This is a genomic window from Bacillus sp. RC242 (assembly GCF_044908245.1).
Classification (GTDB): domain Bacteria; phylum Bacillota; class Bacilli; order Bacillales; family Bacillaceae_G; genus Bacillus_A; species Bacillus_A mycoides.
Genome location: NZ_JBIYCZ010000015.1, coordinates 46,479 through 62,290, shown reverse-complemented (window position 1 = coordinate 62,290; position 15,812 = coordinate 46,479). Strand labels below are relative to the sequence as shown.

15 protein-coding genes are annotated in these 15,812 nt (G+C 36.8%); all 15 read right to left on the bottom strand.

Annotation, left to right across the window (positions count from 1 at the left end):
- Positions 1-96: 96 nt before the first annotated feature.
- The 15 genes from cotE to ABH957_RS23330 all read right to left on the bottom strand — a co-directional run bounded on the left by cotE (position 97) and on the right by ABH957_RS23330 (position 15,750).
- Positions 97-639 (bottom strand): outer spore coat protein CotE, encoded by a 543-nt coding sequence (gene cotE / locus ABH957_RS23400; RefSeq protein WP_002014610.1) that lies wholly within the window; start codon positions 637-639, stop codon positions 97-99.
- A gap of 128 nt (positions 640-767) precedes the next feature.
- Positions 768-1,199: a YlbF/YmcA family competence regulator gene (locus tag ABH957_RS23395; protein WP_002033698.1), complete on the bottom strand. Its 432-nt coding sequence runs from the start codon at positions 1,197-1,199 to the stop codon at positions 768-770.
- A 3-nt stretch (positions 1,200-1,202) separates the two neighbouring features.
- On the bottom strand, positions 1,203-2,732 hold the full coding sequence (gene miaB, locus ABH957_RS23390) for a tRNA (N6-isopentenyl adenosine(37)-C2)-methylthiotransferase MiaB (protein ID WP_404447986.1): 1,530 nt from the start codon (positions 2,730-2,732) through the stop codon (positions 1,203-1,205).
- 433 nt (positions 2,733-3,165) lie between these two features.
- Positions 3,166-4,032 (bottom strand): 2-oxoacid:ferredoxin oxidoreductase subunit beta, encoded by an 867-nt coding sequence (locus tag ABH957_RS23385; RefSeq protein WP_002088040.1) that lies wholly within the window; start codon positions 4,030-4,032, stop codon positions 3,166-3,168.
- Positions 4,019-5,776, bottom strand: a complete 1,758-nt coding sequence (locus ABH957_RS23380; protein ID WP_404512322.1) for a 2-oxoacid:acceptor oxidoreductase subunit alpha — start codon at positions 5,774-5,776, stop codon at positions 4,019-4,021. The genes ABH957_RS23385 and ABH957_RS23380 overlap by 14 nt, the downstream gene beginning before the upstream one ends.
- Positions 5,777-6,003: 227 nt before the next feature.
- Positions 6,004-6,927, bottom strand: coding sequence for a dipeptidase (locus ABH957_RS23375; protein ID WP_404512320.1), 924 nt, complete (start codon positions 6,925-6,927; stop codon positions 6,004-6,006).
- 59 nt (positions 6,928-6,986) lie between these two features.
- Positions 6,987-7,247 (bottom strand): stage V sporulation protein SpoVS, encoded by a 261-nt coding sequence (gene spoVS / locus ABH957_RS23370; protein ID WP_000404341.1) that lies wholly within the window; start codon positions 7,245-7,247, stop codon positions 6,987-6,989.
- Positions 7,248-7,396: 149 nt separating this feature from the next.
- Entirely contained in the window at positions 7,397-8,191 is a 795-nt protein-coding gene (locus tag ABH957_RS23365; RefSeq protein WP_002014601.1) for a TIGR00282 family metallophosphoesterase, read from the bottom strand.
- A 331-nt stretch (positions 8,192-8,522) separates the two neighbouring features.
- Positions 8,523-10,085 (bottom strand): ribonuclease Y, encoded by a 1,563-nt coding sequence (gene rny / locus ABH957_RS23360; RefSeq protein WP_002111330.1) that lies wholly within the window; start codon positions 10,083-10,085, stop codon positions 8,523-8,525.
- A gap of 483 nt (positions 10,086-10,568) precedes the next feature.
- The gene (recA, locus tag ABH957_RS23355) at positions 10,569-11,600 is read right to left on the bottom strand and encodes a recombinase RecA (protein WP_002014599.1); all 1,032 of its coding nucleotides are present in this window, start codon (positions 11,598-11,600) and stop codon (positions 10,569-10,571) included.
- A gap of 142 nt (positions 11,601-11,742) precedes the next feature.
- Complete coding sequence (locus tag ABH957_RS23350) at positions 11,743-12,981, bottom strand: competence/damage-inducible protein A (protein ID WP_404512318.1); 1,239 nt, start codon at positions 12,979-12,981, stop codon at positions 11,743-11,745.
- Between the two features lie 20 nt (positions 12,982-13,001).
- Positions 13,002-13,580, bottom strand: a complete 579-nt coding sequence (pgsA, locus tag ABH957_RS23345) for a CDP-diacylglycerol--glycerol-3-phosphate 3-phosphatidyltransferase (protein WP_002014596.1) — start codon at positions 13,578-13,580, stop codon at positions 13,002-13,004.
- A 63-nt stretch (positions 13,581-13,643) separates the two neighbouring features.
- Entirely contained in the window at positions 13,644-14,555 is a 912-nt protein-coding gene (locus ABH957_RS23340; protein WP_002088056.1) for a helix-turn-helix domain-containing protein, read from the bottom strand.
- 21 nt (positions 14,556-14,576) lie between these two features.
- Positions 14,577-15,362 carry a DUF3388 domain-containing protein gene (locus ABH957_RS23335; RefSeq protein ID WP_000574107.1) on the bottom strand — a complete coding sequence of 262 codons (786 nt, stop codon included), beginning with the start codon at positions 15,360-15,362 and terminating at the stop codon, positions 14,577-14,579.
- A gap of 139 nt (positions 15,363-15,501) precedes the next feature.
- Positions 15,502-15,750 (bottom strand): DUF3243 domain-containing protein, encoded by a 249-nt coding sequence (locus ABH957_RS23330; protein WP_000114449.1) that lies wholly within the window; start codon positions 15,748-15,750, stop codon positions 15,502-15,504.
- Between the last annotated feature and the right edge of the window lie 62 nt (positions 15,751-15,812).

Here is a 15,812-nt window from a genome sequence, read left to right as displayed (position 1 = left end):
CTCTCCTCATTATAGCACATTTCATAAGGAATCATGTTCATGCAGAACCACTTATGTACTGTAAAAAGCTAGGAAGAACTTCTCCCTAGCTTTCTCTTACTCTTCTTCTGCATCGACGATAAAGTTCGGATCTAATTCTTCAAACTCATCATCATCGACTTGGAAATCCTCGTCTGATTCTACGCAACCTTCAGGATTTACACTTACACAAATTTTCGTTTCCCCAACTACTTCTGTTACAAATTCACGTTCTACCGTCACAACAATTTTATTACCATTTGGCGATACAAGAGCTTCTAAACAATTTGGCGGCTGAATTACACGAGCGATAATTTCTAAATCGTCACCAGAGAAGTTTTTATCACGATACCCAATACTTACTTCATCATTGTAGTTAACACGTTCTGTTACAACTTCAGTCTTTGTGTTTCCATCAAATGAATACCAAGTGTTTACATCATAGAAACCTTCAATTTCCACATGTTTTCCATTCTTTCTCGCTTCGTACGAATGGTTAATTACCCAGCACCCTAAAATACTTGTTGGCTCATTATTCGATTCACATGTATGCGTTGACTTTGTATACTTACGTCCTTTTCCAACCACTGCTTTTGTAATAATCTCTCTAAATTCGGACATTCGTAACCCTCCTCAATCACTATTCACTTAATCATATGCGTGACAATAGCGGAATGTGTCATTCTTTTTTTTGAGAAGAATTTCCGATATAACCCACAAAAAAAAAGAGATGTCAATAAGACATCTCTTTAACAACCACAATTTCCTTTTTTACTTTCTACTGCTGCACCAGTTTCACCCTTCAACACATCGCCGCCAGTTGAAACTAATATTTCATCTGTTACATTGTTAGAAATGGTACTAGCAACTAGCTGTAGTAAGTCATTTACATACGTTTGTGAAGATTTAAACTCCTGTACAACTGGGATATTATCTAACTTATCTTGAAGTGCATCAATTTCAGCTTCTACTTTTTTCAAAGCTTCCCATTTCCCATAATGTTGCAAGTTTACTGCTTGTTTTTGCAAAGCTTTTATTTCATCAATTGCTCGCTTTACATTTTCATTTTTATGAATTTGTGCTTCTGCTCGCTTAAAGAAATCGACTTCTTCTGTTTCAGAGATCATTTTCGCTAATTCTTTCGCTTGCTCAACAATTTCATCTTTCGTATATACTTTCATCTATTATTTCACCTCAATCGGCTCCTTAACCAATTCCCCGTTAAGAGACCAAGTTTTTGCTTCCGTTATTTTTACTTTCACAAGCTGACCAATTAAAGATTTTGAAGCAACAAAGTTTACAAGTTTATTCGTACGTGTATATCCCGCAAGTACTTCAGGATTATTCTTACTTTCTCCCTCAACTAATACTTCTACAACTTGACCTATATAACGCTTATTCTTATTAACTGCATATTCATTCACTAGTGTATTTAAGCGTTGTAATCGCTCTTTCTTCACTTCCATCGGAACATTATCCTGCATTTTTGCAGCTGGTGTACCTTCACGCGGAGAATAAATAAATGTAAATGCCGTATCAAATCCTACTTCACGATATAACGACATCGTCTCTTCAAACTGTTCGTCCGTTTCATTTGGGAAACCAACGATAATATCAGTCGTTAGTACTGCATTTGGAATTGTTTCTTTAATTTTTCGTACAAGCTCTAAATAGTGTTCTCGCGAATATTTACGCGCCATAATTTTAAGCATATCTGTACTACCAGATTGAACTGGTAAGTGGATATGTTCTACTAGGTTACCACCTTTTCCAAGAACATCAATTAAATGATTGTCAAAATCACGTGGATGGCTTGTTGTAAAACGAATACGCGCGATATCGATTTTACGAAGTTCATCCATTAAATCGCCAAGACCATATTGTATATCTTCAAAGTCTTTACCGTATGCGTTTACGTTTTGTCCAAGTAACGTAATTTCTTTATAACCGTTCGCAGCTAAATGGCGAATTTCTTTAATAATATCTTCTGGACGTCTACTGCGCTCTTTTCCGCGTGTATACGGTACAATACAATATGTACAAAACTTATCACAGCCATACATAATATTTACCCAAGCTTTAATATCACCACGACGTACTTTCGGAAGGTTTTCAATTACATCCCCTTCTTTTGACCAAACTTCAACTACCGTCTCTTTTGAGAACATTGCGTCCTTTAAGATATACGGTAATCTATGAATATTGTGTGTACCAAACACCATATCTACATGCTGATTTTTTTGCATAATTTTATTTACAACAGATTCCTCTTGAGACATACAACCACATACACCAATTATAAGATCCGGATTTCTTCGCTTTAATGATTTTAAATGACCAAGTTCACCGAACACTTTATTTTCAGCATTTTCACGAATTGCACAAGTATTTAATAAAATTACATCTGCCTCTTCAGTTGAAAAGGTTGGCTCATATCCAAGTGTTGTAAAAATCCCAGCCATTACTTCTGTATCATGCTCATTCATTTGACAGCCATATGTACGAATGTAAAACTTTCTTCCTGCGCCAAAATCGCGAAACTCTTCAGGTAGGCCAAAATCTCTTTCAATTTTAACTTCTTCTTTCCCACGCTTTTTCGCCAATTTCAAGGAAGGTGGTTGGTATACACTTTCAAAGTATTTACTATAATCTTTCTCTTCTTTTTTCGTAGAGGAATTTGCTTGTCGACTTGCTAATCGTTGTTGCTCGTTCATCGGTAATCTCCTTTCACCCTTAACTATACACACACTCTGTAGTCCATTTTAATGCGCTTAGACCCATCTCAATGATGTTAGATAGCATGAGAGATAACTTGCCCTTTGAAACTTGAGTAATCGATCTAATCATCCGTAAGAATGAAGTCTTCCCCACACAAATAGACATTCCCTTTTTATTATTTCATCTTGTCCTACCCAAAAGCATATTGCTTTATCCCTATACACATTATCATAGTATAGAGCCTTTAGCCAACTTTAACGAAGAAGGCTTCTTATCCTATATTTCATTTCACAGTTAATGAACATGCTATTTTTATACAACGATTTATATATTATTTTATCATTCAGAATTTTCTAAGTAAACAAATCTATTAATTATTTTTATTCACTCAAAAAGAAGGTTACCAAGTGGCAACCTTCTCTCCGATCATTACATAAATTCAGCAACAAGCTCATCAAACATTTTCTGATCCATATTCAAATCAGCTTGCACTAAAGGTTTTTCACTATAGTCTTTTACAAGCTCTTGGTAAGAGGGCTGCTTTGTATTTTGATAAATTAAACCTGTTACTAACCCGTTCTTTTCCATTAATGTTTGCATAGCCATCATGCGGTTAGATGGATCGTATCCTTCTACTGTACTTAGTTTCGTTAAATTCTCTTTAAACCAATCATAAGTATTTACTTTATTGTAAGTAACACATGGACTAAATACATTAATTAATGAAAAGCCTTTATGATTAATACCAGCTTCAATAATTTGCGTTAATTCTTTTAAATCACTTGAAAAGCTTTGCGCCACAAATGTCGCACCAGCTGTTAAAGCCATTTCCATAACATTTAGTGATGGTTCAATTGAACCTTGTGGTGTACTTTTCGTTTTAAATCCAGCTTCACTACGTGGTGAAGTTTGACCTTTTGTTAATCCGTAAATTTGGTTATCCATTACGATGTACGTAATATCAATGTTACGACGAATAGAATGGATTGTATGTCCCATACCAATCGCAAAACCATCACCGTCACCACCGGATGCAATAACTGTTAAATCACGATTTGCCATTTTCACACCTTGTGCAATCGGAAGAGCACGTCCGTGAATACTATGCAAACCATATGAATTAATATACCCTGAAATACGACCGGAACAGCCGATACCAGAAATAACAGCTAGCTCATCTGGATTTAAACCAACGTTAGCTGCCGCACGCTGAATCGCAGCCTGCACCGAGAAGTCTCCGCAACCTGGGCACCAGTTTGGTTTTACACTGTTACGAAAGTCCTTAAATGTTGCCATTTAATACAACCCCTTTTTTACATTCGTTGTAAATCTCTTTCGGCAAGAATGGATTTCCATCGTATTTTAAAAGACTAGAAATTTTCTCACCATTGCCAAGATTCATTTTCATAATGTTAGCAAGCTGACCAGTTGCATTGTTTTCTACTACTACAACACGCTTCGCTTTTTTCACAAGTGGACCGATTTCAGCTGTTGGGAACGGATGAATTAAACGTACATGGGCATGGTTTACTTTCATTCCTTCTTGTTCTAAACGCTGCATTGCCTCTTCGATCGCACCACGAGTTGAGTTAAAGCCTACTAACAATACGTCTGCGTCATCATGCTTAGCATTTTTGTAAATAGGGGTATTAAACTGTAAATTCGCCATTTTACGGAAACGTTTGTCCATTTGATCTTTACGATTTAACGCTGATTCAGATGGTTTACCCGTTTCATCATGTTCTACACCTGTAACATGGTGAATACCATTTTTCATACCAGGTAAAACACGTGGTGAAATCCCATCTTCTGTTACTTCATAACGCTTGAAGTATGCTTTATTTTCACGTTCTGGTAATTCTACTTCTAAATCAAGCTTACCACGACGAATTTCCACTTTATCTAACTTAAGTGGTTCTACTGTTTGCTTTCCTAAAGAAAGCTGTAAATCTGTTAAGAAAATAACAGGCACTTGATATTCTTCTGCTAAGTTAAACGCTTCTACAATATCATAGAAAGCTTCTTCAACTGTACTTGGCGCCATTACGATTTTTGGAATTTCACCATGCGTTCCGTAAATCATAGCCATTAAGTCAGACTGCTCTTGTTTTGTTGGTAAGCCCGTACTTGGGCCACCGCGTTGTGTATCAATGATAACTAGCGGTGTTTCAGTAATACCTGCTAAACCAATTGCTTCCATCATTAAAGAAAGACCAGGACCAGCAGATGCTGTTAATGTACGAACACCAGCGTAGTTTGCACCGATCGCCATTGTACAAGCTGCGATTTCATCCTCAGTTTGGATTACTGTTCCGCCGACTTTTGGTAACTTTTTAATTAAATATTCCATAATTTCAGATGCAGGTGTGATTGGATATGCAGACATAAAGCGAGCACCACCAGCTACCGCACCAAATGCGATTGCGTCGTTTCCAATCATAAACATGCGTTTCTGACCATCAGCTTTTTCAAGCTGCATCATGTTTACTTTCTCACCAAGCAATTCTTTCATGTATTGAGAGCCGCGTTTAATTGCTTCCATATTCTTTTGAACGACTTGCTCTCCTTTACGACCAAAGATTTCTTCAACAACCTCTAAATAAGCTGTTTCGTCTAATCCTAATACCGCACTAGATGCCCCAACAGCAACCATATTTTTCATTAAAGATGTGCCTAATTCTGAAGCGATATCTGTAAACGGTATCACATATAGATTTACATCTGTATTATCAGGTATTGTCGGATTAAATTTCGCATCCGCAACTACAATTCCGCCCGGACGTAGTTCGTGGAAGTTAAAATCAATTGTTTCTTGATCAAAAGCAATTAAAATATCTAAATCATCTGAGATCGCGCGTACTTCTGTTGTACTTACACGAATTTTATTATTTGTATGGCCGCCTTTAATACGTGATGAGAAGTGGCGGTAACCGTATAGGTAATACCCTAATCGGTTTAATGCAATACAGAAGATTTCCCCTGTACTTTCAATTCCTTCACCTTGTTGGCCTCCAACTTTCCATGAAAGTTGACTAATCATCTCCTACACCCCTTTTGGCTGCATTCATTGTAGTGTATTTTTTTACAGTATTAGTTTAGCATTTTTTATGCAAATAAACTACAATGGACGCAAATTATGCCTCTTCTGTTTTCCCTGAATCTTTAGTATAATGCTATTTCGTTTACCATTCTAGTATTAGGTCTTAAAAAAATCAATAAATTCAAGTGAATTTATTTTAATTTTTCCGAATTTTTAAAACGCATTCTTTAGAACGTTATACAGTCAACAAAATTTTTATATAAAAATCGCTCTACAGTTGATTCATTATACTTTTTACACAGTTGATTCATTATATTTTCATAATCCCTATATACTTCTACACCTACAACAGTTTCTAAAATCCCATCAAAATCAGAACCGAATCCTATATTTTTTTCTCCACCTAATGAACAAATATATTCCACATGCCTTAATATATCTGCTATATTCGCTTGTCTTTCATTCGTTAAAAACTGCGGTACGAAAGTAATACCAATAATGCTATTTTTCTTTATAAGGGCTCTTATTTGTTCATCGGTTAAATTGCGTGGATGCCCACAAAGTTGATAACAGTTTGAATGAGATGCAATTGGGTTTTTAGCAATTTCAATAACATCCCAAAAGCTTCTTTCATTTAAGTGAGACACATCGGTCCATAAATGTAACGTATTAAGTTCTTGTACAACTTGTCTACCAAATGTAGTTAAACCTGCTCCACGTGTCTCTAGCGCTCCATCAGCTAACAGATTGGCATAGTTCCATGTCAATCCAAAGGAACGTACACCTAAGCGATAAAACAAACGTAATTTCATCGCTTCTTTTCCAATTGCTTCGCATCCTTCTAATGTTAATAATGCTCCAATCTCGTCTTGTTTTAGCATGTTAATATCGTTTTTTGTCTGAATAAACTTCATTCCTGGTAGCGATAGAATTTCATTATGAAAAATATCTATCATTTGCAGCGCAACTTCAAAACGCTTTTCATACGCTACTGTTTCTGGTATATATATAGCAAAGCATTGTATACTTCCTTTTCTTTTCATTAATTGTTCAAATGTAATATGTAATTGTGAATCGTTTTGAAAGTCTTTTTTTCCCTTTGCACTCCATAACTGAAAGAGTACATCGCAATGCGCATCAAAAATTTTCATTTTCATTCCTCCATTACAAAAACAACCTGTTTGCATACATGCAAACAGGTTGTTTCAACTTAACGAGGTTCTACAATTAATTTTATCGCTGTACGCTCTTCACCATCAATCATAATATCTGTAAACGCTGGGATACAAATCAAGTCCAAACCGCTAGGCGCTACAAATCCTCTTGCAATTGCTACTGCCTTTACCGCTTGGTTCAATGCACCTGCACCAATAGCTTGAATTTCTGCTGTTCCGCGTTCGCGAATAACACCTGCAAGTGCACCAGCTACAGAATTAGGGACCGACGTTGCTTTAACTTTTAATATTTCCATTCCGCGTTTCCTCCTCGTTTCTATAAAAAGTAATAGCAATTATTTCACTTTAACTTATATTCACGAGGAATGGCACGTATTCCTGCTAAATTTCTGTAATTTTTCTAAAAAATTAAAATATAACGAATCCTCTAACTTTTCGTTAAAAATCAGTCAAAAAATGGCTGGTCATCATTAATTAAAATGCGCTCAATTTTCTTCGCTTTCCCTGTATTAGGATCCACATCAATTAACACTGCACTTAATTGTGTTCTACCATTCGTCACTTCAAAACGCACTGGTAAGTTCGTTAAAAACTTCTTCAATACCGCTTCGCGATCCATACCTAAAATCCCATCATATGGGCCTGTCATACCAACATCTGTAATATAAGCTGTTCCGCTTGGTAAAATACGATTATCAGCTGTAGGAACGTGTGTATGTGTACCTACTACCGCTGTAGCACGACCGTCTACATACCAACCTAACGCCTGCTTCTCACTTGTTGTTTCAGCATGAAAATCAACAAAGATAATGTTTGTACGTTTTTTTGCAATACTGATTAACTCATCCACTTTACGGAATGGACAATCAATTGGAGGAAGGAAAGTACGTCCTTGTAAGTTAATAACTGCAACTTCTGTTCCATTACAATTTACAAAGATAAGCCCTTTACCCGGCGTTCCTTCTGGGAAGTTAGCTGGTCTTGCAAGATATTTTGCATCATCGATAAATTCAAATACTTCACGGTTATCCCAAGCGTGGTTTCCAAGCGTAACCGCTTGTGCCCCGCACTCTAAAAAGTTTCGATATATTTTTTCCGTAATTCCACGTCCACCCGCAGCATTTTCTCCATTAATAATTGTTACTGTCGGTGTATATTTCTTCTTTAATGCCGGTACGTACTGTTGAATCATGTCTCTACCAGGAGATCCTACTACATCCCCAACAAATAATATTCTCATATGTCTTACCCTTTCTATGTACTACATTTTTTATTACCATACTATAACTTAAAGCTATTTCCTTACAACAGTTACAATTTATCTATTATAAGTTTCTTTCACTTGCATACTGCTCATAAAGTGAAACTATAATCAGTGGGGGTTTTGTTCATCCCCCACTGATTATTAGCCTTCACCAATCGGGCGTTTACGGGCAGTTTATCCCCCACCTAATTTCTTTGCTCAAGCCGAATTTTGAGGTGGGAGTTTTACTGCCCGTTAACGCGGGATAAATAATTTTCTTTATTTTACCCAATTCCAACACAAAAAAATAAAGTGGTGTTTCACCACTTTATTTTGCGTATTCCACTGCACGTGTTTCACGAATAACAGTTACTTTAATATGTCCTGGATAATCCAGTTCATTTTCAATACGTTTTCGAATATCACGAGCTAAACGATGAGCTTCTAAATCATCAATTGTATCTGGTTTTACCAGAATACGAACTTCACGTCCTGCTTGAATTGCGAAAGATTTTTCTACGCCTTCATAAGACTCTGAAATTTCTTCTAACTTTTCAAGACGACGAATGTAATTCTCAAGCGTTTCACTACGAGCTCCCGGTCTTGCAGCTGATAATGCATCTGCTGCAGCAACTAGAACTGCAATGATAGAAGTTGGTTCTGTGTCACCATGGTGAGATGCGATACTGTTTATTACAACAGGATGCTCTTTATATTTCGTTGCGAGTTCAACACCAATTTCAACGTGGCTACCTTCTACTTCATGATCGATTGCTTTTCCGATATCATGTAATAGACCAGCACGTCTTGCTAGTTTTTCATCCTCACCAAGCTCCGCTGCCATAAGTCCAGTTAAGTATGCAACTTCCATAGAGTGTTTTAAGACGTTTTGCCCGTAACTTGTACGGTATTTTAAACGACCTAAAATTTTAATTAAATCTGGATGTAAGCCATGAACACCCACTTCAAACGTTGTTTGCTCTCCGACTTCACGAATATACTCGTCCACTTCACGTCTTGATTTTTCGACCATCTCTTCAATACGCGCTGGGTGAATACGTCCGTCCTGTACTAGTTTATCAAGAGCGATACGAGCTGTTTCACGACGAATCGGGTCAAATCCAGATAGAATTACCGCTTCTGGTGTATCATCGATAATAAGGTCAATACCTGTTAACGTTTCTAACGTACGAATGTTACGACCTTCACGTCCGATAATACGTCCCTTCATTTCGTCATTTGGAAGATTTACAACCGAAACGGTTGTTTCAGCAACATGATCAGCTGCACATCTTTGCATTGCAAGAGATAAAATCTCTTTTGCCTTCTTATCCGCTTCTTCTTTCGCGCGAACTTCACTTTCTTTTACCATAACGGCAATTTCATGAGAAACTTCACTTTCCACTTTACCAAGAATAATTGCTTTCGCTTGTTCGCGGGTCAGATTGGAAATGCGCTCTAATTCTGTTTGTTGCTTTTGAACTAACTCTCCCACTTTGCTTTCCAACTCTTCAATCTGTTGTTGTTTCGCTACAAGAGATTCCTCTTTCTTTTCTAACTGTTGCTCGCGCTTATCGAGCGTTTCGTCTTTACGATCAAGGTTCTCTTCTTTTTGCATTAAACGATTTTCTTGTTTTTGTAATTCGCTTCTACGGTCACGAATTTCTAATTCAGCTTCTGTACGAAGTGTATGAATTTCATCCTTTGCTTCTAAAAGCGCTTCTTTCTTAAGTGCTTCAGCATCACGATTCGCTTCGTCTAGAATACGTTTTGCTTCATTAGCTGCACCATTAATCTTCGCTTCAGCAATAGACTTTCGAACAAAAAAGCCAACAACTGCACCGACTGTTGCAAGCAAAATGGAGATGAGTATCCAAACTGTACTACTCATGATTTCACCTCCCCTTGCTATGAATGAAAAAAGACTGTCGGCATGTACATTGAATTACAACGTACAGCAAAGACCGTCGTCCCGCTTTTTTAAGGGACTTTCTTCATTTCACAATTAAAATGTCATATTATTATTTCGGCAAGATTTAAGTCTTACTCCGAATATTACTTCTCTTCTTGAGAAGAGTATATCGTATACAAGAAAAAATATACATTCTCATTGTATCTATCGCAATTTTCATTGTCAAGCGTTGTCTACTTTTACTTTCTTTACCTTCAGCCCTGAATCTTATATGGATTAAAAAAACAGACAGCATATTATCCTGGAAAACCTTAGAAAATCCCAATTCATTCACTTAAAATATATGAATATTCCCCTTTACACATAGCCTTTTGGATAGAATAAATATTTTATCTCCAGCTATATATAACGCTTTCATAGTGGATTAAAAAATAAAAGACACGGTCCCGTGTCTTTTATTTTTTAATCTTGACGAGTTGAATCTTCCGTGTCTTCAACACCAGAGTTTTCACCAATTCCGTGATGTTCACGAACAAAGAAGGCAATTTCCTCTCTTAAATCCGTATTCTCTTTTAAGAATTGCTTCGAATTTTCACGACCTTGTCCTAAGCGTTCTTCATTATAAGAGTACCAAGCACCGCTCTTTTGAACGATATCAAGTTCAGAAGCCATATCTAAGATTTCACCTTCTCTTGAAATACCTTCTCCGTACATAATATCAACTTCAGCAACACGGAATGGCGGTGCTACTTTATTTTTAACTACTTTTACTTTCGTTTTATTACCAACAATATCGTTACCTTGCTTTAACTGCTCAGCACGACGTACTTCAAGACGGACAGTTGAATAGAATTTCAACGCACGACCACCTGGAGTTGTTTCTGGGTTCCCGAACATAACCCCAACTTTTTCACGAATTTGGTTGATAAAGATTGCGATTGTTTTTGATTTGTTGATTGCACCTGAAAGTTTACGAAGTGCTTGTGACATTAAACGTGCTTGTAAACCAACGTGAGAGTCACCCATGTCCCCTTCGATCTCAGCTTTCGGTACAAGAGCTGCCACAGAGTCAATTACGATAATATCAACCGCTCCACTTCGTACAAGTGCTTCTGCGATTTCTAGTCCTTGCTCTCCTGTATCAGGCTGTGATAATAGTAATTCATCTATGTTAACACCTAATTTTTGTGCATATACAGGATCCATTGCATGCTCCGCATCAATGAACGCTGCTTGTCCACCTTGACGCTGTACTTCCGCGATTGCGTGTAATGAAACTGTTGTTTTACCTGAACTTTCAGGTCCATAAATTTCAATAACACGGCCACGTGGGTATCCGCCTACCCCTAGTGCCACATCAAGTGCTAAAGAACCACTTGAAATTGTAGAAATTCTACGCTCCGCTTGTTCTCCTAATTTCATAATTGAACCTTTACCGAATTGCTTCTCTATTTGTTTTAACGCCATATCTAATGCCGCTTGACGATCGCTCATTCAAAATTCCTCCTTAACTAAATTGCTAATCTTATTATACCTATTTTCAATTCAATTTGCCAACAAAAATCGAACATTTATTCGTTTTTTTATTTTTTATCGAATAAAACTAGGTTTTCCAACAAAAAAAACTAGAAGAAATTTATATCTCTTCTAGCTTTTTAAATAAATGATAAAATCCATATTTTGTAGAGCGTTCTCTAATTTGTTGACGACTTCCACTTAAATTAAGTGAGAAGACTACAGCTGGTTCATCTTTAATCACCAATCCAATAAATACTGTTCCTGGTTCTTTATGCTCTGAAGCATCCGGTCCTGCTACCCCAGTGAAACTAATTCCGATATCTGCTTTTAATAATCCCTTAACATTTTCAGCAAGATAACGAGCACTTTCTTTACTAACTGCACCATCAGTACGCAACACTTCTTCAGGCACATGTAAAACATGTTGCTTCACATCATTTTGATAACAAATGACACCGCCTTTAAATACAGACGAAACACCAGCATTTTCTGTTACTTGATTTCCAAAAAGACCACCTGTTAAACTTTCTGCACACGCTAAAGTTAACCCTTTTTCCTTCAATAGCCTTATTGCCTTGTAATGAAGGAAATCTTGGTCATATCCGTAGAAAAACTCTCCTACTCTTTCTAAAATCAAATCTTCCACATGCTGAATCAGTTTCTCCGCCTCATCAGCATTTTGATGTTTGGCAGTTAAACGTAATGTCACTTCTCCATCATTTGCGAGTGGTGCAATGGTTGGGTTCGTTTGACCATCAATTAAATCTTGAACTTTCACCTCTAATTGAGATTCACCAATACCAAAAAAACGAAGAACACGAGAATAAATATTTTCCCCCGTTGTAAACTTACATAAAAAAGGCTCTACGTAACTTATATACATCGGCTTCATTTCTTTTGGTGGTCCTGGTAATAAAATATAAACTTTTCCGTTCTTATTTAACCCCATACCAGGCGCCATACCGTGATCATTTGCAAATACAGTCGATCCATTTAAAACGAGTGCCTGCTTTTTATTATTCTCCGTAAATTCACGGCCTGTACGCTTAAAATAATCGCTTATCGATGTTAATGCCTTTTCATCATACACAAGCTCTTCATCTAAACTAGACGCTATTGTCTCTTTCGTTAAATCATCTTTTGTCGGTCCTAATCCACCTGTGAAAATGAGCATATCAGCTCGTTCTTCAGCCAATTCAATTGCATTCTGTAATCGCTTGTTATTATCCCCAACAACAGTATGGTAGTACACGTTAATTCCGATTGAAGCTAACTTTTCAGATAAAAACTGGGCATTTGTATTTGCAATTTGTCCAAGTAATAATTCCGTTCCAACCGCAATAATTTCAGCATTCATCCCAATTCCCCCATAAACTTCTATTTTGAGTTTACAAAAGCATCTTTATTTTTCCAGAAATAATCCCATCCTGAAATAACGGTAAAGAATAATGCAATCCATATGAAAATATCTGCAACTGGAATATGAAGTAAATTTAACGGTACATCATGTAATAAGTATGCTGCAATCGCAATAATTTGTGTCCATGTCTTAATTTTCCCTAGCTGATTTGCTGCAACTACTTCCCCTGTCCCAGCAAGTACAAGGCGTAAACCTGTTACTGCAAACTCACGGCTTATAATTACAATAACGATCCAAGCAGGTACATATTGCATTTCTACCAATGTGATAAGTGCTGCCGAAACAAGTAATTTATCTGCTAACGGGTCAAGGAATTTCCCTAAATTCGTTACAAGATTATACTTTCTTGCATAATGTCCATCAATCCAATCTGTAGCCGAAGCAATAATAAAGATAAGTGCCCCTACTAAATGTTGAATTGGTAACTCTACATCACCAATTATAAATGAGCCCCACTCAAAGGGCGCTAACATAATTACCATAAAAATTGGAATTAAGAAGATTCTAGATATTGTAATTTTATTTGGTAAATTCACAGCTATTCCTCCATCATGTCAAAAACATTTGTTCATTGAAAAAAGTCATCGAAGCGATGACTGTTATTGCGCAGCTTGCCCTATCCCTTGGTTTTTTATCACCAATCTTTGGTGAAGTTCTTTTGCTGGATCCAATGGGAAAGCAACCACTTGACCATTCAGTTTAACTTCAACATTCGTTGCATTTCCAATATTAAGTCGCACTTCTTTTACTGTTGATAAATCACGTTTTTCTATTTGGCCACCTTGTACTGTAGTGTTTAGAATTTCGTTCCCAGCATCATCTTTAACATCTACATAACTCGCACCTTTACCCGATATTTCCAGTTCTAATGTTTTATTATTATGAATTTCCAAAGTAGATACCTTACCAGTTGTTCCAACTACTTTTATCTCTTGCTGTCCAGTTGGTTGTGCTGGTTGTTCCTCTTTCTTTGGCTCTTCTTTTTTTGGTTCTTCTTTCTTTGGTTCTTCCGCTTTCGCTTCATCTTTCTTTGTATCTAGCGGAGAATTTTTTGCTTTTTGAACCTCAATTTTCTCACTTTGAGCATTTGGAACTTGCCTATCATCTTTTCCAGTTAACGCTTGAATAACAAACCAGACTACCACTCCAAATGCGATTACTAACAATGCAATCAAAATTTTGGGCATATGATCCGCAATTGGCCATGATGAAGATTTTTGCATTGTTTCTTGTGTTTTTTGTCCAGTTGATACTTGTGGAACTTCACGTTTTTCAGACTGTGGTATCGTACTCTGATATTCTACAAGCAGTTCCTCTCCATTTAATCCAACAGCATCTGCATATTGTTTAATGAATGCACGCGCATAAAAAGCTCCTGGCAACACATCATAATTGCCTTCTTCAATCGCTACTAAATGGCGTTTTTGAATTTTTGTAATCTCATGCAGCTGATCAATAGATAAGCCTTTCGCTTCTCTTGCTTCTGTCAGCTTTTGTCCTAATTCCGTCACTACTAACACCTCAATATTTCTTTAAAAGTCGAACATAGAGAAATTGTTTTGCGTACCTTGCTCAATTTCATCTACTAAATTATATTGAATTTCTTCATCATAATCGTTACGCAATTCGATAATATAATCAAAATCATCCAATGTGTATTCTGACTGACTCACAAACACATCCGGATGTTCCACAACTTTCGTTGCAGGCAATCTCATGATTTCACGAACGAGCTGCCAGTGTCTTTCATTTGCACGTTTTGTCGACACAATTCCATCTAGTATGAAAATATTATCGTCGCTATACTCATCTTCAATCAATTGGCTACGAACAGTTTGCTTAATGAGAGTAGATGATACGAATAACCATCTCTTATTTGCACAAACACTTGCGGCAACAATAGATTCTGTTTTTCCGACACGAGGCATTCCTCGTATCCCAATTAATTTATGACCTTCTTTTTTCATTATCTCCGCCATAAAGTCTACAAGCAATCCTAATTCATCACGCACAAATCGAAATGTTTTCTTATCATCTGCATCTCGTTGTATGTACCTACCATGTCTAACTGCTAGCTTATCTCTAAGCTTTGGCGGACGATATTTCGTTACCGTTATATTATCCATCGTATTTAAAATTGATTCAAGTCTAGAGATTTGTTCTTGATTATCACACATAAGCAAAAGTCCACGTCGTGCATTATCTACACCATTAATTGTGACAATATTGATGCCAAGCATACCGATTAACGAAGAAACGTCACCAAGTAAGCCAGGTCGGTTTTTATGTATTTCATATTCAAAATACCATTCAATCATCCAAGATCACTCCCCTACGCTTACTTTACACCTACGTACTATATTATATGATTTCATCTTAATAGGGAAGCTAAATGTATAATCTATTCCTCCTAATTACTATACAAAAAAAGTAGAGAGGAGCTTCTCCTCTCTACTTTTACTTATGTTGTACAAACTTCACCATTAAATTTGCAATTGTATGTTGCTCTTGTTCATCAGCAACTTTCCAAAGCTCAGACAATAATTTTTCTTGATCGTTGCGCGCTTCTACTTCATTTGCTAAATAATCACCAACACGAAATGCCATATCTGATACGGCACCACCATCAAGCCCTTTTCCCCCCGCTTGTTCTAAACGTTCTCCTAAAAAGCTCTTCCACTGATCAAAATTATCTAACACTGACATGTTTAAGCACCTCACTATTTTAGTAATAGAATCATGCTTAATTTGTACAATTTCTTGTTTTT